This is a genomic window from Streptomyces sp. NPDC003038 (assembly GCF_040611115.1).
Taxonomy (GTDB): Bacteria; Actinomycetota; Actinomycetes; order Streptomycetales; family Streptomycetaceae; genus Streptomyces.
In genome coordinates this window covers 439,346-459,917 of record NZ_JBEXNN010000001.1, presented here as the reverse complement: position 1 = coordinate 459,917, position 20,572 = coordinate 439,346, and the positions used below count along the sequence as shown (strand labels likewise).

General features: G+C 70.8%; 18 protein-coding genes and 2 tRNA genes. 16 read left to right on the top strand and 4 right to left on the bottom strand.

Annotated features, from left to right (window positions below; translation table 11 throughout):
* The first annotated feature begins 50 nt into the window (after positions 1-50).
* The gene (locus ABZX75_RS02140) at positions 51-536 is read left to right on the top strand and encodes a ribose-5-phosphate isomerase (protein WP_355406807.1); all 486 of its coding nucleotides are present in this window, start codon (positions 51-53) and stop codon (positions 534-536) included.
* Positions 537-610: 74 nt separating this feature from the next.
* Positions 611-1,417, top strand: coding sequence for a DNA-formamidopyrimidine glycosylase family protein (locus tag ABZX75_RS02135; RefSeq protein ID WP_355406805.1), 807 nt, complete (start codon positions 611-613; stop codon positions 1,415-1,417).
* Positions 1,418-1,624: 207 nt separating this feature from the next.
* Here the strand turns inward: ABZX75_RS02135 and ABZX75_RS02130 are convergent, their stop codons facing one another.
* Entirely contained in the window at positions 1,625-2,860 is a 1,236-nt protein-coding gene (locus ABZX75_RS02130; protein ID WP_355406803.1) for a GNAT family N-acetyltransferase, read from the bottom strand.
* A 118-nt stretch (positions 2,861-2,978) separates the two neighbouring features.
* Between ABZX75_RS02130 and ABZX75_RS02125 the strand changes: the two genes are divergently transcribed.
* Together ABZX75_RS02125 and ABZX75_RS02120 are read left to right on the top strand one after the other, a co-directional pair.
* Positions 2,979-4,121: a PP2C family protein-serine/threonine phosphatase gene (locus tag ABZX75_RS02125; protein WP_355406801.1), complete on the top strand. Its 1,143-nt coding sequence runs from the start codon at positions 2,979-2,981 to the stop codon at positions 4,119-4,121.
* The gene (locus ABZX75_RS02120) at positions 4,118-5,116 is read left to right on the top strand and encodes an NAD-dependent epimerase/dehydratase family protein (protein ID WP_355407024.1); all 999 of its coding nucleotides are present in this window, start codon (positions 4,118-4,120) and stop codon (positions 5,114-5,116) included. Before ABZX75_RS02125 ends, ABZX75_RS02120 begins: the two co-directional genes overlap by 4 nt.
* 380 nt (positions 5,117-5,496) lie before the next feature.
* On the opposite strand, the gene ABZX75_RS02115 is transcribed toward ABZX75_RS02120, so the two are convergent.
* Positions 5,497-6,159, bottom strand: a complete 663-nt coding sequence (locus ABZX75_RS02115) for a DUF4232 domain-containing protein (protein ID WP_355406799.1) — start codon at positions 6,157-6,159, stop codon at positions 5,497-5,499.
* Positions 6,160-6,255: 96 nt separating this feature from the next.
* Here ABZX75_RS02115 and ABZX75_RS02110 point away from each other — a divergent pair, with 96 nt between their 5' ends.
* The 3 genes from ABZX75_RS02110 (at position 6,256) to ABZX75_RS02100 (ending at position 8,468) form a co-directional block, all read left to right on the top strand.
* A complete protein-coding gene (locus ABZX75_RS02110; RefSeq protein WP_355406797.1) occupies positions 6,256-7,644 on the top strand; it encodes a pyridoxal-dependent decarboxylase in 1,389 nt (462 codons plus the stop codon).
* Positions 7,641-8,096 (top strand): HD domain-containing protein, encoded by a 456-nt coding sequence (locus ABZX75_RS02105; protein ID WP_355406795.1) that lies wholly within the window; start codon positions 7,641-7,643, stop codon positions 8,094-8,096. The genes ABZX75_RS02110 and ABZX75_RS02105 overlap by 4 nt, the downstream gene beginning before the upstream one ends.
* A gap of 177 nt (positions 8,097-8,273) precedes the next feature.
* Entirely contained in the window at positions 8,274-8,468 is a 195-nt protein-coding gene (locus tag ABZX75_RS02100) for a hypothetical protein (protein WP_355406793.1), read from the top strand.
* A gap of 115 nt (positions 8,469-8,583) precedes the next feature.
* Here the strand turns inward: ABZX75_RS02100 and ABZX75_RS02095 are convergent.
* A tRNA-Gly gene (locus ABZX75_RS02095) sits at positions 8,584-8,654 on the bottom strand.
* A 165-nt stretch (positions 8,655-8,819) separates the two neighbouring features.
* Here ABZX75_RS02095 and ABZX75_RS02090 point away from each other — a divergent pair.
* From ABZX75_RS02090 to clpX, 5 genes are all read left to right on the top strand, one after another.
* A tRNA-Pro gene (locus ABZX75_RS02090) sits at positions 8,820-8,896 on the top strand.
* A 198-nt stretch (positions 8,897-9,094) separates the two neighbouring features.
* Positions 9,095-10,489: a trigger factor gene (gene tig / locus ABZX75_RS02085; protein WP_355406791.1), complete on the top strand. Its 1,395-nt coding sequence runs from the start codon at positions 9,095-9,097 to the stop codon at positions 10,487-10,489.
* Between the two features lie 287 nt (positions 10,490-10,776).
* On the top strand, positions 10,777-11,394 hold the full coding sequence (locus ABZX75_RS02080) for an ATP-dependent Clp protease proteolytic subunit (protein WP_355406789.1): 618 nt from the start codon (positions 10,777-10,779) through the stop codon (positions 11,392-11,394).
* A gap of 68 nt (positions 11,395-11,462) precedes the next feature.
* Entirely contained in the window at positions 11,463-12,134 is a 672-nt protein-coding gene (locus tag ABZX75_RS02075) for an ATP-dependent Clp protease proteolytic subunit (protein WP_328925722.1), read from the top strand.
* 153 nt (positions 12,135-12,287) lie between these two features.
* Positions 12,288-13,574, top strand: coding sequence for an ATP-dependent Clp protease ATP-binding subunit ClpX (gene clpX / locus ABZX75_RS02070; RefSeq protein WP_355406787.1), 1,287 nt, complete (start codon positions 12,288-12,290; stop codon positions 13,572-13,574).
* Positions 13,575-13,664: 90 nt separating this feature from the next.
* On the opposite strand, the gene ABZX75_RS02065 is transcribed toward clpX, so the two are convergent.
* A complete protein-coding gene (locus tag ABZX75_RS02065; protein ID WP_355406785.1) occupies positions 13,665-14,594 on the bottom strand; it encodes a hypothetical protein in 930 nt (309 codons plus the stop codon).
* A 127-nt stretch (positions 14,595-14,721) separates the two neighbouring features.
* On the opposite strand from ABZX75_RS02065, the gene ABZX75_RS02060 reads away from it, so the two are divergent.
* From ABZX75_RS02060 to ndk, 4 genes are all read left to right on the top strand, one after another.
* On the top strand, positions 14,722-17,343 hold the full coding sequence (locus tag ABZX75_RS02060) for a valine--tRNA ligase (RefSeq protein ID WP_355406783.1): 2,622 nt from the start codon (positions 14,722-14,724) through the stop codon (positions 17,341-17,343).
* Positions 17,344-17,899: 556 nt separating this feature from the next.
* Positions 17,900-19,411, top strand: a complete 1,512-nt coding sequence (locus ABZX75_RS02055; RefSeq protein WP_355406781.1) for a folylpolyglutamate synthase/dihydrofolate synthase family protein — start codon at positions 17,900-17,902, stop codon at positions 19,409-19,411.
* Between the two features lie 3 nt (positions 19,412-19,414).
* Positions 19,415-19,762, top strand: coding sequence for a DUF4233 domain-containing protein (locus ABZX75_RS02050; protein ID WP_355406779.1), 348 nt, complete (start codon positions 19,415-19,417; stop codon positions 19,760-19,762).
* A 225-nt stretch (positions 19,763-19,987) separates the two neighbouring features.
* A complete protein-coding gene (ndk, locus tag ABZX75_RS02045) occupies positions 19,988-20,398 on the top strand; it encodes a nucleoside-diphosphate kinase (RefSeq protein ID WP_355406777.1) in 411 nt (136 codons plus the stop codon).
* Positions 20,399-20,572 lie beyond the last annotated feature (174 nt).

Genomic DNA, 20,572 nt, shown 5'->3' with positions numbered 1-20,572 from the left:
ACGCGACACCCGCTGCGGGGCGACGGGTCCGCTCGTGCCACACTCGTCCCATGCGCGTGTACCTCGGATCCGACCATGCCGGCTTTGAGCTCAAGAACCACCTCGTGGACTGGCTCAAGAACAACGGCCACGAGCCCGTCGACTGTGGGCCCCACATCTACGACGCGGTGGACGACTACCCGCCGTTCTGCCTGCGGGCCGCGGAGAAGACCGCCGCGGACGCCGACAGCCTCGGCATCGTGATCGGCGGCTCCGGCAACGGGGAGCAGATCGCCGCCAACAAGGTCAAGGGCATCCGTGCCGTCCTGGCCTGGAGCGTCGAGACCGCCAAGCTCGGCCGTGAGCACAACAACGCCAACGTGATCTCCGTCGGCGGCCGGATGCACACCCAGGACGAGGCCGTCAGCTTCGTCGAGGCCTTCCTGGCGACCCCGTACTCCGGCGAGGAGCGCCACACGCGCCGCATCGAGATGCTGTCGGCGTACGAGCAGACCGGCGAGCTCCCCCCGATCCCGGCCCACCACCCGCAGGGCTGATTCCGCTTCGGCCGTGCCTCCGGGGCTCCCGGGAGCACGGCCGTTTTCCTTGTTTCACTCCGAGGAGCTGTGCCGTGCCCGAGGGGCATACGATCCACCGTCTCGCCCAGGACCACGCCGTGCGCTTCGCGGGCCGGCAGGTGCGGGTGAGCAGCCCGCAGGGCCGGTTCGCCGAGAGTGCGGCGCTGCTCGACGGGCGCGAGCTGGAGAGCGCCGAGGCCCACGGCAAGCACCTCTTCCTGGAGTTGGGCGACGCCTGGATCCACATCCACCTCGGGCTCTTCGGCAAGCTCGGCTTCGGGCCCGCCCCCGCACCGCCCGCCACCGACACGGTCAGGCTGCGCCTGCGCAACCCGGAGCACTACGCCGACCTGCGCGGTCCCACCGCCTGTGCGCTGATCGGCGAGGGCGAGAAGAAGGCGATACACGACCGGCTCGGCCCGGACCCGCTGCGCCCGGCCGACGACCCGGAGCGTGCCTGGGCCCGGATCTCCCGCTCCCGCACCACCATCGCCGCACTGCTCATGGACCAGAAGATCGTCGCGGGCGTCGGCAACGTGTACCGCGCCGAGGTCCTCTTCCGGCACGGCATCGACCCGTACCGCCTGGGCAAGGACCTCCGCCGCGAGGAGTGGGACGCCATGTGGCTGGACCTGGCCGCCCTGATGCGCGAGGGCGTACGGAACAACCGGATCGACACCGTCCGCGACGAGCACCTGCCCGAGGCGATGGGCCGCCCGCCACGGGTGGACGACCACGGCGGCGAGGTGTACGTCTACCGCAGGGCGAACATGCCCTGCCACATCTGCGGGGGCGAGATCCGCACCGCCGGACTCGCCGCCCGCAACCTCTTCTGGTGCCCGAGCTGCCAGGCCCGCTAGGCCCTGTCGTCAAAGTCCCGCCTGGCCCGCGCCGCCTGGCACCGCACCTCGCCGTGTTGTCGGAGCGCCCAAGTACGTCCAGTACTCGGGCGCTCCTCCGCCTTGCGATGCACGGCGCCAGACGACGCGGGCCTTACCGGCGCTACTTTGACGACAGGACCTAGCGCGGAGCCGGGCGGGCTCGCAACCGGCCCCACGGGCCGTCGGCTAGAAGCCGTGCGGCAGCCAGGGCGCCACATCGCCCGCGAAGGCGCGCGAGGCCTCCGCCAGCGCGCCCGGGCGCAGCTCGCGCACCCGGCCGGCCGCCGCCAGCGAGGTGAGCGTGACCCCGCCGAGGTACGCCGAGCCGAGCTCCCGGACCGACAGCTCCAGGTCGGCCGGCTCCGCGGTCCGGCTACAGGCCGCCGCGCCCTTCGCATCGGTGACGAGCCGCCACCGCCCCTCGTTCCAGGGGCAGAAGGCGTCCTCGACCTCCAGGACCAGGTCCGCCGGAGCCCCGTACGTCCGCGCCTCCAGCGCGGCGGGCAGATCCACCAGCCGTACGTGCAGCGAGTCCCGGGTGCGCGGCTGGGAGCGCCGGACATCGCTGACCAGGTGCAGCAGCGGGTCGTCCACCGGCCTCCTGTGCGCCCGTACGGTCCAGGTCAGGTCGATCCCGAAGAGATAGCGCCACAGCGCCGCGCACGCCGCCGGGTCGAGCGCGTCGAGATCGACGACCTCGACCTTGCCGTCCGAACCGGCCTGGTCCCAGTCGGCCTTGACCCGGTAGCGGGCGTAGCCCACCACCTCGCCGTCCTCCCGCTCGGCGACCACGCACTTCAGCGGGGACCCGCCATCGCGCATCGAGGGCGGATCCAGCAGCGCCTGGCGTTCCCAGCCCGGCTGCCGGGCCGGCATGCCCGGGCGCCCGGGGACCAGCGCGGCGTAGACCCGCTCGCATGCGGCCAGCGCCTGCTCCGGGTCGACGAGGCGGAGCCGTACGGCGTCCGTTCCCGGCGGCACGCGGAGACGTACGCGGGTCGTGTCGATGTCCACGGCCAGGGAGTACGTCGCCGTGCCGTAGCCGAAGCGCCCGTAGATCGCCGGTTCCGAGGCCGTCAGCACGGCGAGCGGCTCGCCACCCGCCCGGACGTCGTCCAGTTGGCGGCGCATCAGGGAGGTGAGCACCCCGCGGCGGCGGTGGGTGGGGGAGACGCCCACCATCGTGACGCCGGCCGACGGTACGATCGCGCCGCCCGGTACCGAGAGGCGGAAGCTGAAGGCTCCGGCCGAACCGACGCAGGTCACGCCGTCCCAGACCCCAAGTGAACGTTTCATCTCCGTCAGCGACTTGTACAGCCGCCGCTCCTGCGAGGACTCGGGCACACCGCCGAACGCCAGTTCCAGCTGGTCGTACCAGACATCCCACTCATCAGCCTGCAATACGCGCATCTCAAGGGCCATACGGCCATCCCTATCAAGGCATTCCGCCGCAGTCGAAGCCTTTTCGTGACCGGGGGGCCCGCCAGGTCCGGGGGTACCCCTGCGCGCGCACAGCCAGGATGGATAAGGTCCCCAAGCAATGGCCGGAGCACGCGTGGAGACCGTCATGGCCCGGATGCGCATGACGTCGCACCGGGCGCGCACCTCCCTGCGCAAATCCGCCGTCGACTACTTCCGCGGCGACGGCTCCGACTTGCTCGCATTCCTCGGGCTGCTGCTGACCGTGCCGGCCATCGCCTGCGGCACCCTCATGCTGCCCGTCTGGTTCTCGCCCTCGGCGCTCGTCCTGCCGATCGTGGCCGGAGGCCTGCTGCTGCGCCCCGCCAGCCTGCTCGCCCTGTACGCCGCCGCCGCGACCGCGCTGATCGTCGAGGCGCTCGTCCTGGGCCCGTACACCCTGGGCCCGGCGCGGGTCACCCCCGGCAACATCCTCGTGGTCGCGGCCTGCGGATTCTTCGGACTGGTCATCGCGCAGTTCCGCAGCCGCGTCGGCGTCCCCTGGCGGCGCGGCGGCACGATGCTCTTCGACCTGCGCGAACGGATCCGGGTACAGAGCAAACTGCCCGCCCTGCCGCGCGGCTGGCACCGCGAGATGGCCCTGCGCCCCGCCGGCGGACAGTCCTTCTCCGGCGACTTCGTGGTCGCGGCCCGCACCAACGGCGGCCGCACCCTGGAGATCGTCCTGACCGACGTCTCCGGCAAGGGCATGGAGGCGGGCTCCCGGGCCCTGCTGCTGTCCGGCGCCTTCGGCGGACTGCTCGGCGCCCTGCCGCCGCACGGCTTCCTGCCCGCCGCCAACGGGTACCTGCTGCGCCAGGACTGGGACGAGGGCTTCGCCACCTCCATCCACCTCGTCCTGGACCTGGAGACCGGCGACTACGAACTCCTCTCCGCCGGCCACCTCCCCGCCCTCCAGCTCTGCGCGGGCACCGGCCGCTGGCGGGAGAAGTCCGGCGAGGGCCCGCTGCTCGGCGTCTACGACGGCGCCGAGTTCCTGGCCGCCCGCGGGAACCTGCGCCGCGGCGACGTCCTGATGCTCTTCACGGACGGCCTCGTCGAGACGGCCGACCGCGACATCGGCGAAGGCATCGACCGCCTCACGGGCGAAGCCGACCGCTACGTCGCCTCCGGCTGGGACGGCGCGGCCTGGCACCTGATCGAAAAAGTCGCCAAGGACGTCAACGACGACCGCGCCCTGCTGCTCATCCGCCGCTCCGCCTGAGCGGAGCTTCCCCCGCGCCTGATCCGCGGATCGCGAAGGGAGTTCCCATCCCCAGAGTCGTCATCACCGGCGCCACCGGCTTCATCGGCCGCCACGTCGTTCGCCACGCGGAGAGCCGGCGCCTGCCACTGCGGCTGATCTCGCACCGCACCGAGCTCCCCGCCACCACGCGCGGCACGGAGATCGTCTCCGCGGACCTCCGCGACCCCCACGGCCTGCGCGGGGTGTGCGACGGCGCGGACGTCCTGCTGCACTGCGCCTCGCAGATCGGCGGATCGCGCGAACTGTGCGAGGCCGTCAATGCCCGCGGCACCGAGGCGCTGGTCGAAGACGCCCGCCGCAGCGGTGTGTCCCGCATCGTCTACCTCAGCACCGCCGCCGTGTACGGCCGTGGTGTCTTTCGGCAGGCCCGGACCGAGGACCTCACCCGCGCCCCGCTCTCCGACACCTCGCGGACCCGGGCCGCCGCCGAGGACACCGTCCTGGCCGCCGGGGGCATCGTCCTTCGCCCCCACCTCGTATACGGAGTGGACGACACCAGGGTGGTACCCGGGATGCTCCGCATGGCCGCGGCCCTGCCCGGCACCGTGGAGGGCTGGAGCGCACGCACGTCGGCCGTCGCTGCGGAGGACCTCGCACGCGGCATCGTCGCCGCCGCCCTCGCGCCCGCCGAGCGGTTCACCGCGTCCGTCTACCACGCCAACCACCCGCGGCCCGAGGCCTGGAGCGCGCTGCTGCGGGCCGTCGTCGCCACCGCGTCCGTCCCCTGGCCGCGGACCGACCTGACCTATCGGGAAGCGAGCGCCTTCCTGGAGGCCCGCGGCCGCTCCCCGCACGACCTGGACATGGTGACCACCGACCACTGGTTCGACAGCGACCCGCTGTGGAGCGACCTGGGCTGTGACCCCGGCCCCGGCTTCGCCGGCCGGTTCCCCCGCTACGCCTCGTGGTACCGGGAGTTCCTGACCGGAACGGCTGCGACCACCGCGCTCTGAGCAGCTGGCCCCGCCCTCACCCGCACCGTCGCGGGCAGGGCCGCGCTCCGCCCCGCCCCAGGCACCGCCGCCACCGGCGACCCGTGCCCTTCCCGGCGGGTTCCTCTCACGGCCCGGTCCCGGCCGCGGTGCGACCCGCTCGACGACTCGGGCCCGGGTCACCTGGCCGGTGGCCGGGTGCTCCGCGAACCCCCGGTCGCGGAGCACCGCCGGGCGCCCGTCGAGCCGGCCGGAACCAACGCGCGCGGCAGCATCCGGTGGGGGGCGTACGCCGACCGCCCCCGGCCGACCGCCCCCGGCCGACCGCCCCCGGCCGACCGCCCCCGGCCGGCCGGCCGGCCGGGCCGGGCCGCCGCCGGAGGTGCGGGCGCGCCACGCGGTCAGTGTGCCGCCGCCCTCCACGGGCCGATGCCCAGCTTCCCGGTGTCCCCGAGGTCGACGGGCCGCGTCAGGCGCAGCGTCAGTCGAGGCGCACCGGGCCGGGGCGAGACATCCAGTACCCATCCCTCAGCGGCGGTCCCGTCGGTGACCCGATTGCGCCACACCAGCGTCATCGAGGCGGCCTCGCCCGGCGCCAGCGTCACCCGCTCCGGGGGCTCGTCCGCGCTCGGGAGCGACGAGGTGATCCCCGCCGAGCCGTGTGCGACGGTCACGTCCATCGGCGCCTGCTCCTCGTCCAGCAGCCGCATCTCCGGGTAACCGTCCAGGACGTACGGCTCCGCACCGCAGTTCACCACCCGGATGCTCTCGACCCGCAGTCCCATCGCCGCGTCCCCGCCGCCCTCGGTGAGCCGCACCCCACCCTCGGGACATGCCGCCTGAGTCGGCTGCTGCCGGGCGGGCGCGGTGGAGCTCTGCTCCGCCGCCGGCGCCACCGGCACCCGCGTCGGCCCCGGCGCGGCCCGCGGCGCCGGCGGCGTGGCGCACCCCGCCAGCGCCCCGGCCAGTACCCCCGCCAGCACCGCGGCCAGCGCCCCCGTCACGGTCACGTTCCCGGCCGAGCCGCCCCGAACCCACCGCTTCACGATGCGCTTCACGATCATTCCCCGACCCTACGACGGCTCCGCCGCGTCCGGGACCGGCCACTCTCCCCGGATTGGCCCGCCCGTGCCCGTCTCCGCGCCGCCTACCGTGCACCCATGGACCGCACCCTCGCCGCCGACCTCGCCCGGCTCCCCGACCTCCTCGACGCCACCCGCCGCGCCGCCGCCGACGCGCTCGGGTCCCTGGAGGCGCGTCCCGTCGTACCGCCCGCCGGAAAGCCGTACGACCCCGAGCCCCTCCCCGAGGCGGGCGCCGGCACGGAACACGCCCTCGCCGCCTTCCACGACCGCTGGGCGCCGCGCCTGTCCGCTTCCCCCGGACCCCGCTACCTCGGATTCGTCACCGGCGGAGCCACCCCCGCCGCCCTCGCCGGCGACTGGCTCACCGCCGTCCACGACCAGAACTCCAACTCCGCCCTCGACGGCGCCGGACAGGACCTCGAACGCGAAACCGTCGGCTGGCTCCGCGAGCTCTTCGGCCTCTCCTCGGCGCACACCGGCACCTTCGTCAGCGGCGCCACCATGTCCAACACCACCGGCCTCGCCATCGCCCGCGAATGGCTCGGCGAACGCCTCGGCGTCTCACCGGCCGACGACGGCGCGGCGGCTCTCGGCCCCGTCCGCGTCCTCTCCGGCGCCCCGCACTCCTCCATCGGCAAGGCCCTGTCCGTCCTCGGCCTCGGCCGGGCCTCCCTCGTCCAGGTCCCGACCCTCCCCGGCCGGGAGGCCGTCGACCCCGCCGCCCTCGACCGCGCGCTCGCCGACACGCCCGGACCTGCGGTCGTCGTCGCCAACGCCGGTACCGTCAACACGGTGGACTTCGACGACCTCCGGGCCATCGACGCCCTCAAACGACGTCACGACTTCTGGCTGCACACCGACGCCGCCTTCGGCGCCTTCGCCGCACTCTCCCCGGACCACGCCCACCTCGCCGCCGGCCTCGACGCCTCCGACTCCCTCTGCGTCGACCTGCACAAATGGCTCAACGTCCCCTACGACAGCGCCGTCCAGTTCACCCGCCGCCGCGACCTCCAGGCCCGGGTGTTCCAGAACTCCGCCGCCTACCTCGGCCCCCTCGGCGCCCACCCCGACCTCGTCCACCTCACCCCGGAGAACTCCCACCGCCTGCGCGCCCTCGCCGCCTGGTTCACGCTCCGCGCGTACGGCCGTCAGGGTCACCGGGAGATCGTCGAGCGCGACATCGCCTGCGCCCGTGCCCTCGGCGAACAGCTGTCCCAGGGCCCCGAGTTCCGTCTCCTCGCCCCGGTCCGGCTCAACGTCGTCTGCTTCACCCTCGCCTCCGACCCCACCCCGGCCCGCCTGACGGCCCTGCGCGAGGCCGCGTCCGCCGAGGTCTTCGTCACACCGACCGTCTACGCGGGAACCCCGGCCCTGCGCGCCGCGTTCTCCAACTGGCGTACCACGCAGGCGGATGTACGCCGGGCCGCCGAGGCCCTCCGTACGGCAGCGAAGGGGATCGCATGACCCGGCAACCGCTGACTCTGCTGGAGGTGGAGGCCCTCGCCCGCACCGCGCACGAGGGCCAGACCGACAAGGCCGGCCGGCCGTACGCGGAGCACCTCGCGGCCGTGGCCGAGGGCGTCCGCCTCCGCGGCGGCAGCCCCGAACAGCAGGCGGCGGCCTGGCTCCACGACGCGGTGGAGGACGACGCCCTCAGCCTCGCCTGGCTGGATTCAGCGCCCCTTCCGCAGTCGGTGAAGGACATGGTCCTCGCGGTCACGAAGCGCCCGGGCGAGCCGGTCGAGGAATACGCGGCCCGCATCCTCGCCACCCCGGGCGCCCTGCTCATCAAGGAGGCCGACCTGGCGCACAACGCCGATCCCGCACGGCTCTCCGTACTGGACGGCCCCACCCGCGAACGGCTGTCCGTGAAGTACGCCTATGTCCGCTCCCTCCTCGGCCTCACCGCTCCGTGACGCTCGCTCCCGCTCCCGAATATGCCCAGCGCACGTGGCGGTTGGCGGAAACGGAACGACGGTGATTCGCCACGACGCGGATAGCCGGGGCCCGTTGGTGGGAGGATGGTCCTTGTGGGGGTGTGCGTGGCCGTGCGCCCCGGGCCGACCAGGGGACGACCGAAGGTGTGATCAGTAGTGGCCATTTCGCTGTCAGTGGTGGTTCTGTTGGCGATCATCCTGGTGGTGCTGATCCGCGGCAACCACCTCAAGGCAGGACCCGCCATCGTCGCGGCCCTCTTCGGCTTCTTCCTGGCGTCCAGCTCGATCGCGGACGACGTGAACCGTTTCCTGAACTCCCTCGCGACGATGATCTCGAACATCAAGCTCTAGCTCGTGTCCGCGCCGGGGCGCCCGCGGTGGAACGCGTCGAGCTGATCGGAGCCCCCGGGAACGACTCAGGGCCAGGCGGAGGAAATATCCTCTGACCTGGCCCTGAGCCATGAAGAGCGGGCGACGGGAATCGAACCCGCGTAGCTAGTTTGGAAGACTAGGGCTCTACCATTGAGCTACGCCCGCAAGCGCGCGCCGCAGGTCCTCGGACCCTGGCACGGACAGCATCCTAGCGGGTCGTGCCGGGCGGGTGCACACACATTCGCGCCCGCGGTGGGACCCGTCGGAAAGACGTGGGGAAACCCGGCACATCAGAGGGTCTCCGGGCATGTACCCTACGTGTCGCACCGACGGGGTGTGGCGCAGCTTGGTAGCGCGTCCGCTTTGGGAGCGGAAGGTCGTCGGTTCGAATCCGGCCACCCCGACCACCAGCACTGTCTCCTTCGAGCTCCTCCGAGCTCCTTCGAGGGTTCGCCACAAGATCGCGTTGTGGGCTGAATGCCGCTTGCGGTTACTATGCAAGCTGCGTGCCCGTGTGTCTGATGTACCGGGCCGAAGTCCGCTGAACCGCTGAATCACAGCGTGACGGCAGAACCCCCAGCAGTCAGCCACAAGGAGACCGAACCGTGAAGAGCGCCGTGGAGACCCTGAACCCGACTCGGGTTCGGCTCACTGTTGAGGTGCCCTTCGAGGAGCTCAAGGACAGCCTCGACGCGGCCTACAAGAAGATCAACCAGCAGGTCACGGTGAAGGGCTTCCGCAAGGGCAAGATCCCGGCCCGCGTCATCGACCAGCGCTTCGGCCGCGGTGCGGTGCTGGAGGAGGCCGTCAACGACGCCCTCCCGAAGTTCTACACCGAGGCCGTCAACGAGGCGGACCTGAACCCGCTGGGTCAGCCCGAGGTCGACATCACGGAGCTGAAGGACGGCGAGCTGCTGGCCTTCACCGCCGAGGTCGACGTCCGTCCCGAGATCGAGATCCCGGACTACTCCGGCATCGAGGTCGAGGTCGACGCCATCGAGGTCTCCGACGAGGACGTCGAGAAGTCGGTCGAGCAGCTGCGCGGCCGCTTCGCGTCCACCAAGGACGTCGAGCGCGCGGCCGAGGACGGCGACGTCGTCACCATCGACCTCGAGGCCAAGGTCGAGGGCGAGGTGCTGGAGGACGGCGTCGCGTCCGACGTGTCCTACACCATCGGCTCGGGCGAGCTCCTCGAGGGCATCGACGAGGCCGTCAAGGGCCTGGAGGCCGGTGGCGAGGCCACCTTCACCTCTCAGCTGAAGGGCGGATCCGCCGAGGGCAAGGACGCCGAGGTCACCGTCAAGGTCACCAAGGTCTCCGCCCGCGAGCTGCCGGAGCTGGACGACGAGTTCGCGCAGATGGCGAGCGAGTTCGACACCCTTGAGGAGCTCAAGGCGGACAGCCGCAAGCGCCTCGAGAGCATGAAGCAGTACGACCAGGCCACGCAGGCCCAGGAGCGCGTCCTGGAGAAGCTGCTGGAGCTCGTCGAGGTCCCGATCCCCGAGAAGCTCCTCGCGGACGAGGTCCAGACCCGCAAGCACAACCTGGAGCACCACCAGCTCGGCCAGATGGGTCTGACCATCGAGAAGTACCTGGAGTTCCAGGGCAAGACCGTCGAGGAGTTCGACGCCGAGACCGCCGAGCAGGCGATCAAGGGCATCAAGACCCAGTTCGTCCTCGACGCGCTGGTCAACAAGGAGAAGCTGGGCGTCAACCAGGAGGAGCTCACCGAGCACCTCATGCGCCGCGCGCAGTCCTCCGGCATGTCCCCCGACCAGTTCGCCCAGGCGGTCGTCGAGGGTGGCCAGGTCCCGATGCTGGTCGGCGAGGTCGCCCGCGGCAAGGCCCTCGCGGTCGTCGTCGAGGCCTCCAAGGTCGTCGACACCAACGGTGAGGTCGTCGACCTCACCGACGACGAGGACGAGGCCGAGGCCGCCGCCGAGGTCGTCGAGGCCGCCGCAGAGGGTGACGCCGAGGACAAGGCCGAAGAGGCCAAGTAACACCCCGGGCGAAGCCCACTGAGCAGTGCCCCGAAGGGCCCGGACGCAGCCGCGTCCGGGCCCTTCGTCATGGCGTCCGGCGGGCCGGCGGGGCACCCCGCGACCTTGCGCTCCGAGCGAACAGTTCCGGAAGCGGGATGGCGTTGTCCCACCTGCGCGTTAGGGTCCATGAATACGAGGGCACGTGAGTACCCGGACACCGGCGGACATGTCCGCACCGGACGGGCCGCGCCCCAGAACGAGACGCTGAGACGGCACATGGCCGTCGGAGACGAGCAGGTGGATACGTGACGAATCTGATGCCTTACGCCGCGGGTGAGCCGTCCATCGGTGGCGGCCTCGGCGACCATGTCTACAACCGGCTGCTCGGCGAGCGCATCATCTTCCTCGGGCAGCAGGTCGACGACGACATCGCGAACAAGATCACGGCGCAGCTCCTCCTCCTGGCCGCCGAGCCGGAGAAGGACATCTACCTGTACATCAACAGCCCCGGTGGCTCCGTGACGGCGGGCATGGCCGTCTACGACACCATGCAGTACATCAAGAACGACGTGGTCACCATCGGCATGGGCATGGCGGCCTCCATGGGCCAGTTCCTGCTCACCGGCGGTACGGCGGGCAAGCGCTTCGCGCTGCCGAACACCGACATCCTGATGCACCAGGGCTCCGCCGGCATCGGCGGTACCGCCTCGGACATCAAGATCCAGGCCCAGTACCTGCTGCGCACCAAGCAGCGCATGGCTGAGATCACCGCTCACCACTCGGGCCAGACCGTGGAGGCGATCATCCGCGACGGCGACCGCGACCGCTGGTTCACGGCGGAAGAGGCCAAGGCGTACGGCCTCATCGACGAGATCATCTCCGCCGCGTCCCTGGTCCCGGGCGGCGGCGGCACCGGGGCCTGATCCCGGCGCGCGACCTCTCGTACGCCCGCCCGTACCAGGCAAGCCTCAGCCCGCAGAACGCCACCAGGATGGTGAACACCCAGATGCACATGAACAATCTCTCTCCCGCGAGCGGCCTCTACACCGGCGCGCAGGTGGACAACCGCTACGTCATCCCGCGCTTCGTCGAGCGCACTTCGCAGGGCGTGCGCGAGTACGACCCGTACGCGAAGCTCTTCGAGGAGCGCATCATCTTCCTCGGTGTGCAGATCGACGACGCCTCCGCCAACGACGTCATGGCGCAGCTGCTGTGCCTGGAGTCGATGGACCCGGACCGCGACATCTCCATCTACATCAACAGCCCCGGCGGTTCCTTCACCGCGCTGACGGCGATCTACGACACGATGCAGTTCGTGAAGCCGGACATCTCGACGGTCTGCATGGGCCAGGCGGCCTCCGCCGCCGCGGTCCTGCTCGCCGCCGGCACCCCCGGCAAGCGCATGGCCCTGCCGAACGCCCGTGTGCTGATCCACCAGCCCTCCGGCGGCACCGGCCGTGAGCAGCTCTCCGACCTGGAGATCGCGGCCAACGAGATCCTCCGGATGCGTGACCAGCTGGAGACGATGCTGGCCAAGCACTCCACGACGCCGATCGAGAAGATCCGCGACGACATCGAGCGCGACAAGATCCTCACTGCCGAGGACGCGCTCGCGTACGGCCTGATCGACCAGGTCGTCTCCACCCGCAAGAGCTCGCACTGATCCTTGCCGCCAGTTGGCGTGGCCACGCTGCCGCATTCGGCGATGTGAACCACGTCAAGGGGGCCCCGGATGGGGCCCCCGGCAAGGTACCGTCGGATATGAGGCACCAGGAGCGCTGAACCAGGCGTCTCCCAGGCGAAGGGGAAGCACCTCGTGGCACGCATCGGTGACGGCGGCGATCTGCTCAAGTGCTCGTTCTGCGGAAAGAGCCAGAAGCAGGTGAAGAAGCTCATCGCAGGACCCGGTGTGTACATCTGCGACGAGTGCATCGACCTCTGCAACGAGATCATCGAAGAGGAGCTCGCGGAGACCTCGGAGGTCCGGTGGGAGGAACTCCCCAAGCCCCGTGAGATCTACGAGTTCCTGGAGAGCTACGTCGTCGGCCAGGAGCCGGCGAAGAAGGCGCTCTCCGTCGCGGTGTACAACCACTACAAGCGGGTCCAGGCCGGTGAGAACGGCGGCGCGCAGGGCCGCGACGACGCGATCGAACTCGCGAAGTCGAACATCCTGCTCCTGGGTCCGACCGGTTCGGGCAAGACCCTGCTGGCCCAGACCCTCGCGCGCATGCTCAACGTCCCCTTCGCCATCGCCGACGCGACGGCGCTGACGGAGGCCGGCTATGTCGGCGAGGACGTCGAGAACATCCTGCTCAAGCTGATCCAGGCCGCCGACTACGACGTCAAGAAGGCCGAGACCGGGATCATCTACATCGACGAGATCGACAAGGTGGCCCGCAAGAGCGAGAACCCGTCGATCACGCGCGACGTGAGCGGTGAGGGTGTCCAGCAGGCCCTCCTGAAGATCCTGGAAGGCACGACCGCGTCGGTCCCGCCGCAGGGCGGCCGCAAGCACCCGCACCAGGAGTTCATCCAGATCGACACGACGAACGTGCTCTTCATCGTGGGCGGCGCCTTCGCCGGCCTCGAAAAGATCATCGAATCGCGTGCGGGCGCCAAGGGCATCGGCTTCGCGGCGACCATCCGCTCGAAGCGCGAGATCGAGGCGAGCAACCAGTTCCAGGAGGTCATGCCGGAGGACCTGGTGAAGTTCGGGATGATCCCCGAGTTCATCGGCCGTCTGCCCGTCATCACCTCCGTGCACAACCTGGACCGCGAGGCCCTGCTCCAGATCCTCATCGAGCCGCGGAACGCGCTGGTCAAGCAGTACCAGCGACTGTTCGAACTCGACGGTGTCGAGCTGGACTTCGAGCGCGAGGCGCTGGAAGCCATCGCGGACCAGGCGATCCTCCGCCAGACCGGCGCGCGCGGCCTGCGCGCCATCATGGAGGAGGTCCTGATGTCGGTGATGTACGAGGTCCCCTCCCGCAAGGACGTGGCCCGCGTGGTCATCACCTCGGACGTGGTCCGCTCCAACGTCAACCCGACGCTGGTCCCGCGGATCGTCCCGAAGGACCAGGGCCCGCACGAGAAGTCCGCGTAGCGGACGCGCGCACGGCACACGAAGGGGGCGCCCCGGCCGACCGGCCGGGGCGCCCCCTTCGTACGTGATGCGGGCCGTTGCCGGACCGGATCAGGCCTTGGTGCGCGCGGTGTTGTACACCTTCGCCGTCAGTTCGGCCACTTCCTCAAGGGTGCCGCTGTTCCCGCCGAGCACGACCGCCGCCGGGTCGACGACATTGACCGCGGTCACGGTCGAGTGGTCTCCCCAGACGCAGGTCGGGATCTCCATGGCCTTGGGCGCCGTGGCCGAGGGCTTGAGCGGGGTCATCTTGATGTACGCGCATTTCAGCACGCGGCCCTTGAAGTCCGCCGGAGTGATCGGCTTGGGCGCGCCGACCAGTTCGGACTTGAGGCCGAGCGCCTGGGCCTGCTTGTTGTTCTTGCTGACGGCGGTGAAATAGGCGTCCACCGTCTTCTCCGGGTCGGCGATCTCGCCCCACCAGCCGTTGGCGGTGAGCTGCTTGGCCTTGTCGTCAGTGCCGTTCTTGTACTGGGCCACCGCGTTGTACGGGTTCTGCACGCCGAGCGCCTCGGCCTGCGTCTTCTCCTGGGCGGTGGGCGGCGCGCCCTCGGCGGGCGCTCCGGCGGCACGCGGCTGCTTCTGGTACTTGTCGACAGCCTCGGGGAAGGCCAGCTTGTAGCCCTTCGTGTCGGCGGGGCCGCCGCCCGCGCCGCCGTCCTTGAGGAAGTACCAGCCGCCGCCCGCGATCACCGCGACCGCCACGACCACGGCGATGACGACTCCGGCCTTCGACTTCTTGGGGGGCGTCCCGCCGTAGGGCGGCTGCTGCTGGTAGCCGTACTGCGGGTGCGGGGGCTGCTGCGGGTAGCCGGGCTGCTGAGGATAGCCCTGCGGGGGGACGCCGGGCGGGCCCTGTTGCGGGTAGCCGTAGCCGGGCTGCGGGGCGTGCTGGCCGTAAGGCCCCGGCGGGGGCTGCTGCCCGTACGGTCCGGGCTGCTGCGGCTGCTGTCCGTACGGCCCCGGCTGGTTGTAGCTCATCCCGCGTCCCCCAATGAGGTTGCTTATACGTTCCACACATCCTGACGGAAGCCGGAGGCGCCGGGGGCGGCGGGCCCCCCGATTACCGGTTTCATGACTGGACTGTTACGGCCCTAAACTGTGGCCCGTGACCGAGAACACGCAGACACCCAGCAGCCCCCACTCCGAACTGCCGACCCAGTACGCGCCGGCCGAGGTAGAGGGGAAGCTTTACGAGCGCTGGGTAGAGCGTGGGTACTTCACGGCAGATCCCGCGAGCGAGAAGCCCGCGTACACCATCGTCATTCCGCCGCCGAACGTCACCGGCTCCCTGCACCTGGGCCATGCCTTCCAGCACACGCTCATGGACGCGCTGACCCGCCGCAAGCGGATGCAGGGCTACGAGTCGCTGTGGCTGCCCGGCATGGACCACGCCGGTATCGCCACCCAGAACAAGGTCGAGCAGCAGCTCGCCGAGGAGGGCAAGTCCCGCCACGACCTGGGCCGCGAGGAGTTCGTCGAGCGGGTCTGGCAGTGGAAGGAAGAGTACGGCGGCAAGATCCTCGGCCAGATGAGGCGGCTGGGTGACGGCGTCGACTGGTCGCGTGAGCGCTTCACCATGGACGAGGGCCTGTCCAAGGCCGTCCAGACGATCTTCAAGAAGCTCTTCGACGACGGGCTGATCTACCGCGCCGAGCGCATCATCAACTGGTGCCCCCGCTGTCTGACGGCCATCTCCGACATCGAGGTGGAGTACCAGGAGGACGCGGGCGAGCTCGTCTCCATCAAGTACGGCGAGGGTGACGACACGCTGGTCGTCGCCACCACGCGTGCCGAGACGATGCTCGGTGACACGGCCGTCGCCGTCCACCCGGACGACGAGCGGTACGCCCACCTCGTCGGCAAGCGGATCAAGCTGCCGCTGACCGACCGGACCATCCCGGTCGTCGCCGACACGCACGTCGACCCCGAGTTCGGGACCGGCGCCGTCAAGGTGACCCCGGCGCACGACCCGAACGACTTCGCCATCGGGCAGCGCCACGGCCTGCCCAACATGACGATCATGGACGAGCACGGCGTCATCACCGTCCACGGCCCCTTCCTCGGCCTGGACCGCTACGAGGCGCGGTCCGCGGTCGTCGGCGCCCTGCGCGAGCAGGGCCGCATCGTCGCCGAGAAGCGCCCGTACCTGCACTCCGTCGGGCACTGCTCGCGCTGCCGCACCACGGTCGAGCCCCGTCTGTCCCTCCAGTGGTGGGTCAAGGTGGAGACGCTGGCCAAGGCCGCCGGTGACGCGGTGCGCGACGGCCGGGTCTCGATCCACCCCGAGGAGATGTCGAAGCGCTACTTCGACTGGGTCGACAACCTCAACGACTGGTGCATCTCGCGCCAGCTGTGGTGGGGTCACCGGATCCCGGTCTGGTACGGCCCGGCGGGCGAGGTCGTCTGCGTCGGACCCGACGACGAGGCGCCCACCGGTGAGGGCTGGACCCAGGACACCGACGTCCTCGACACCTGGTTCTCGTCCGGACTGTGGCCCTTCTCGACGCTGGGCTGGCCGGAGAAGACCCCGGACCTGGAGAAGTTCTACTCCACCGACGTCCTGGTCACCGGCCACGACATCATCTTCTTCTGGGTCGCCCGGATGATGATGTTCGGCCTGTACGCCATGGACGGCGAGCCGCCCTTCAAGACGATCGCGCTGACCGGCCTGGTCCGCGACGAGCGCGGCAAGAAGATGTCGAAGTCCTTCGGCAACGTCGTCGACCCGCTGGACTGGATGGACAAGTACGGCTCCGACGCCGTCCGCTTCACCCTGGCCAAGGGCGCCAACCCCGGTACCGACGTGCCGATCGGCGAGGACTGGGTCCAGGCGTCCCGCAACTTCGCCAACAAGATCTGGAACGCCACGCGCTTCGCGCTGATGAACGGCGCGACGATCGAGGGCGAGCTGCCGCCGGTCGAGAAGATGTCGGCGACCGACCGCTGGATCCTGTCCCGTCTGAACAAGACGGTCGCGCAGGTGGACGCGTACTACGAGGACTTCCAGTTCTCCAAGCTCAGCGAGGCCCTCTACCACTTCGCGTGGGACGAGGTCTTCGACTGGTACGTCGAGCTGTCGAAGACGACCTTCTTCGCGGGCGGCGAGGGCGCCAAGGTCTCCGGCCGGGTCCTCGGCGAGGTGCTGGACACCACGCTGCGCCTGCTCCACCCGGTGGTTCCCTTCGTCACCGAGACCCTGTGGACCACGCTCACCGGCGGGGAATCCCTCGTCATCGCCGAGTGGCCCAAGGACAGTGGCTTCCGCGACGGGGCCGCCGAGGCCGAGATCGAGAACCTCCAGGCCGTCGTCACCGAGGTCCGCCGCTTCCGCGCCGACCAGGGGCTCCAGCCGGGCCAGAAGGTCCCGGCCCGCCTCGACCTCGCGGGCACCACGCTGGCCGCGCACGAGGCGGCCATCCGGCAACTGCTGCGTCTGCAGCCGGAGGGCGACTCCTTCAGCGCCACCGCGACCCTTCCGGTCGGCGGCGCCACGGTCGCGCTCGACCTGTCGGGCACCATCGACGTGGCCGCCGAGCGCAAGCGCCTGAGCAAGGACCTGGGCGCCGCGCAAAAGGAGCGCCAGCAAGCGCAGGCGAAGCTCGGCAACGAGGCCTTCCTGGCCAAGGCGCCGGACAACGTGATCGACAAGATCCGGGGGCGGCTGGCCAAGTCGGACACCGACATCGCCCGGATCGAGGCCCAATTGGCAGCCCTCCCCGAGGCGTGAGGCGAGCAAGCCTCACATGGACAGGGCCCGCACCGGCACCGGTGCGGGCCCTGTCCCGTTCGGGTCGGCGCGGCCGCCAGCCCGTACTGGACGGGCCGGAGGGCGCTGGCTCCACCCCGGGGTGCTCGCCTCGGCCGTCGGCAGACTTCGAGGAGCTGGCCGACACCGCGCGCCGGGCGCATCTGGTGCTGAACGAGATCATCGCGCAGCGGGGGGAGCGGGCCTCGACCCGGGCGTCGACGGGCTGCCGGCGCTCGCGGAGGAGAGCGGGCGGTCCCGACGGTCTCGATGAGCCGTCCGTGCCCGCCTTGGCAGTGGCCACGGACGGCTCATCGAGGACGATTCCGTGTCCTCGCGCACAGACGAGGGTGTCGCCGGCCCCCCGGTCCCTCCCCGTGTCACCGCCGAAAGCTGTCTTGTTGGTGCTGGCCTGCGGCATTTGCTCCCCCCTCTCCTGCCCGCGAGGCGTGTGCAACGGTCTGGCCGGCCCTCCTCGCCGGCGGTCCCGGACGCCCGGGTCGAAAGTCCTGTGGGTCCTCGTCCGTAGACTGGGTGCGTGAGTGAGCAGCAGCCCGAGAGCCACGACCGCTTCGACGAGTTCGACCAGATCGTCGCGGAAGAGTCCGACCGCGACCCCGACCTGGCGGTGATCGAGGCCGGTAGCCGTACCCTGCGCGCCCAGGCCGGACCGCCCCAGGGCGAGCCGGTACCCGCGCCGCCCACCGACCCGGAGGTCGCGAAGGCGCTGCTGGAGGTGGAGCAGGAGCTCGCCGGCCGCTGGGGCGAGACCAAGCTGGAGCCGTCCGTGTCGCGCATCGCGGCCCTGATGGACGTGCTGGGCGAGCCGCAGCGCGCGTACCCCTCGATCCATGTCACCGGCACCAACGGCAAGACCAGCACGGCCCGCATGATCGAGGCCCTGCTGAACGCCTTCGAACTGCGCACCGGCCGCTACACCAGCCCGCACGTGCAGTCGATCACCGAGCGGATCAGTCTCGACGGGGCGCCGATCACCGCCGAGCGCTTCGTGGAGACGTACCACGACATCAAGCCGTACGTGGAGATGGTCGACACCGCCGAGGAGTACCGGCTGTCCTTCTTCGAGGTCCTCACCGGGATGGCGTACGCGGCCTTCGCGGACGCCCCGGTCGACGCGGCCGTCGTCGAGGTCGGCATGGGCGGCAGCTGGGACGCGACCAACGTCATCGACGGTTCGGTCGCGGTGGTCACCCCCATCAGCCTGGACCACACCGACCGGCTGGGCTCCACGCCCGGCGAGATCGCCCAGGAGAAGGGCGGCATCATCAAGCAGGGCGCCACCGTGATCCTGGCGCAGCAGCCGGTGGACGCGGCGCAGGTCCTGCTGAAGAGGGCCGTCGAGGTCGACGCGACGGTCGCCCGCGAGGGCATGGAGTTCGGCGTCGTCTCGCGCGAGGTCGCGGTCGGCGGGCAGCAGCTCACGCTGCGCGGCGTGGGCGGGGAGTACGACGGCATCTTCCTGCCGCTGTACGGCGCGCACATGGCGAACAACGCGGCGGTGGCGCTGGCCGCGGTCGAGGCCTTCTTCGGCATCGGCCAGGAGCACGCGCGGGTCCTGGACCTGGACACCGTACGCAAGGCCTTCGCCGCGGTGACCTCGCCCGGCCGCATGGAGGTCGTGCGGCGCAGTCCGACGGTGGTCCTGGACGCGGCGCACAATCCGGCGGGTGCGGCTGCCGCCGCGGAGGCGGTCACCGAGTCGTTCGGCTTCAGCCGGCTGATCGGGGTGGTGGGCGCGAGCGAGGGCAAGGACGTCCGCGGCGTGTTCGAGGCGTTCGAGCCGATCTTCGCCGAGGTGGTGGTGACGGAGAACTCCAGCCACCGGGCCATGAGCGCGGACGACCTGGCGGCCATCGCGGTCGAGGTCTTCGGCACGGACCGGGTGCAGGTGGAGCCGCGGCTGGACGACGCCCTGGAGGCGGCGATCACCCTGGCGGAGGAAGAAGCGGAATACGGAGGGGCCGGGGTCCTGGTGACCGGTTCCGTGATCACGGTGGGCGAGGCCCGCCTGCTGCTGAAGAGGGGCTGAGGGATGCGCACGCTGTGTGCTTCGACGCTGATCGGCGAGTTCTTCGTGATCGGCTTCGCCGGGCTGGTGGCCATGAAGAACCCGGACCTGACCCAGGGCGAGGTCTGGACGGTGTGCGGTGTCGCGATGCTGCTGTCGGTGCTGCTGTGCGGGATGCTGTCGCGTCCCGGCGCGGTCCAGCTGGGCTGGGCGCTGCAGATCGGGCTGGTCCTGAGCGGCTTCGTCGTTCCGACGATGTTCTTCCTCGGCGCTGTCTTCGCCGGCCTGTGGTGGTGCTCGGTGCACTACGGCCGCAAGGTCGACACCATCAAGGCCCGCTGGGCAGCCGCGCAGAGCGAAGCCCAGGCCTGAACTCGCGCGGCGTGCCGGCCGGGTGCCCGAACCGCGCACCTGGCCGGCCCCCGCGAGGGCCGGCCGCCTCCGCGCCCGGGCGGGAGTCACCCGGGTCCGCCCCGGCGGCAGCCCTACGGCGCCGCCCGCTCTCCCGCGGCCGCGGGGTGCGGGGTCTGCGCGCCGGCTTTTCCCTGCCCCTGTAGCCTCGGGTAACCGCACCCGTATGCCGCAAGGAGTTACAACATGACCCAGCGCACGCTCGTCCTGCTCAAGCCGGACGCGGTCAGGCGTGGCCTGGTGGGCGAGATCATCGGCCGCTTCGAGCGCAAGGCCGGCTGGAGCATTCCCGCGCTGGAGCTGCGCACGCTCGACCGGAGCATCCTGGAGCAGCACTACGCCGAGCACGTCGGCCGCCCGTTCTACGAGCCCCTCATGGGCTTCATGTCCAGCGGTCCGGTCGTCGCCCTGGTCGTCGAAGGGGAGCGCGTCATCGAGGGTGTCCGCCAGCTGGCCGGGCCCACCGACCCGATCGCCGCGGCGCCCGGCTCCATCCGGGGGGACTTCGGCACCATCACCCGGGAGAACCTGATCCACGCCTCGGATTCCGAGGAGTCCGCCGAGCGTGAGCTGAAGCTGTTCTTCCCGGCTCTCTGAGCAGCTCTTTCTGACGCCGCATAAGCCAAATAGCGCTCACCACCTGGGGCGACCGAAGTAATTTCGGTCGCCCTCAGGTATTACCGGGCCGCGCCGGGAACGCATGGACAGGACACGACGTCACCACTATTGGGGGCGGGTATCCGATCCGGCGGGATTGCCGGAGTCCCGTCG

Excerpts from the sequence above, each read along its gene's own strand:
- ABZX75_RS02140 (WP_355406807.1), top strand. The coding sequence starts at position 51 with ATGCGCGTGTACCTCGGATCCGACCATGCCGGCTTTGAGCTCAAGAAC.
- ABZX75_RS02130 (WP_355406803.1), bottom strand. The coding sequence starts at position 2,860 with ATGGCCCTTGAGATGCGCGTATTGCAGGCTGATGAGTGGGATGTCTGG.
- ABZX75_RS02125 (WP_355406801.1), top strand. The coding sequence starts at position 2,979 with ATGGCCGGAGCACGCGTGGAGACCGTCATGGCCCGGATGCGCATGACG.
- ABZX75_RS02115 (WP_355406799.1), bottom strand. The coding sequence starts at position 6,159 with ATGATCGTGAAGCGCATCGTGAAGCGGTGGGTTCGGGGCGGCTCGGCC.
- ABZX75_RS02110 (WP_355406797.1), top strand. The coding sequence starts at position 6,256 with ATGGACCGCACCCTCGCCGCCGACCTCGCCCGGCTCCCCGACCTCCTC.
- ABZX75_RS02105 (WP_355406795.1), top strand. The coding sequence starts at position 7,641 with ATGACCCGGCAACCGCTGACTCTGCTGGAGGTGGAGGCCCTCGCCCGC.
- ABZX75_RS02075 (WP_328925722.1), top strand. The coding sequence starts at position 11,463 with ATGGTGAACACCCAGATGCACATGAACAATCTCTCTCCCGCGAGCGGC.
- ABZX75_RS02065 (WP_355406785.1), bottom strand. The coding sequence starts at position 14,594 with ATGAGCTACAACCAGCCGGGGCCGTACGGACAGCAGCCGCAGCAGCCC.
- ABZX75_RS02050 (WP_355406779.1), top strand. The coding sequence starts at position 19,415 with ATGCGCACGCTGTGTGCTTCGACGCTGATCGGCGAGTTCTTCGTGATC.
- ndk (WP_355406777.1), top strand. The coding sequence starts at position 19,988 with ATGACCCAGCGCACGCTCGTCCTGCTCAAGCCGGACGCGGTCAGGCGT.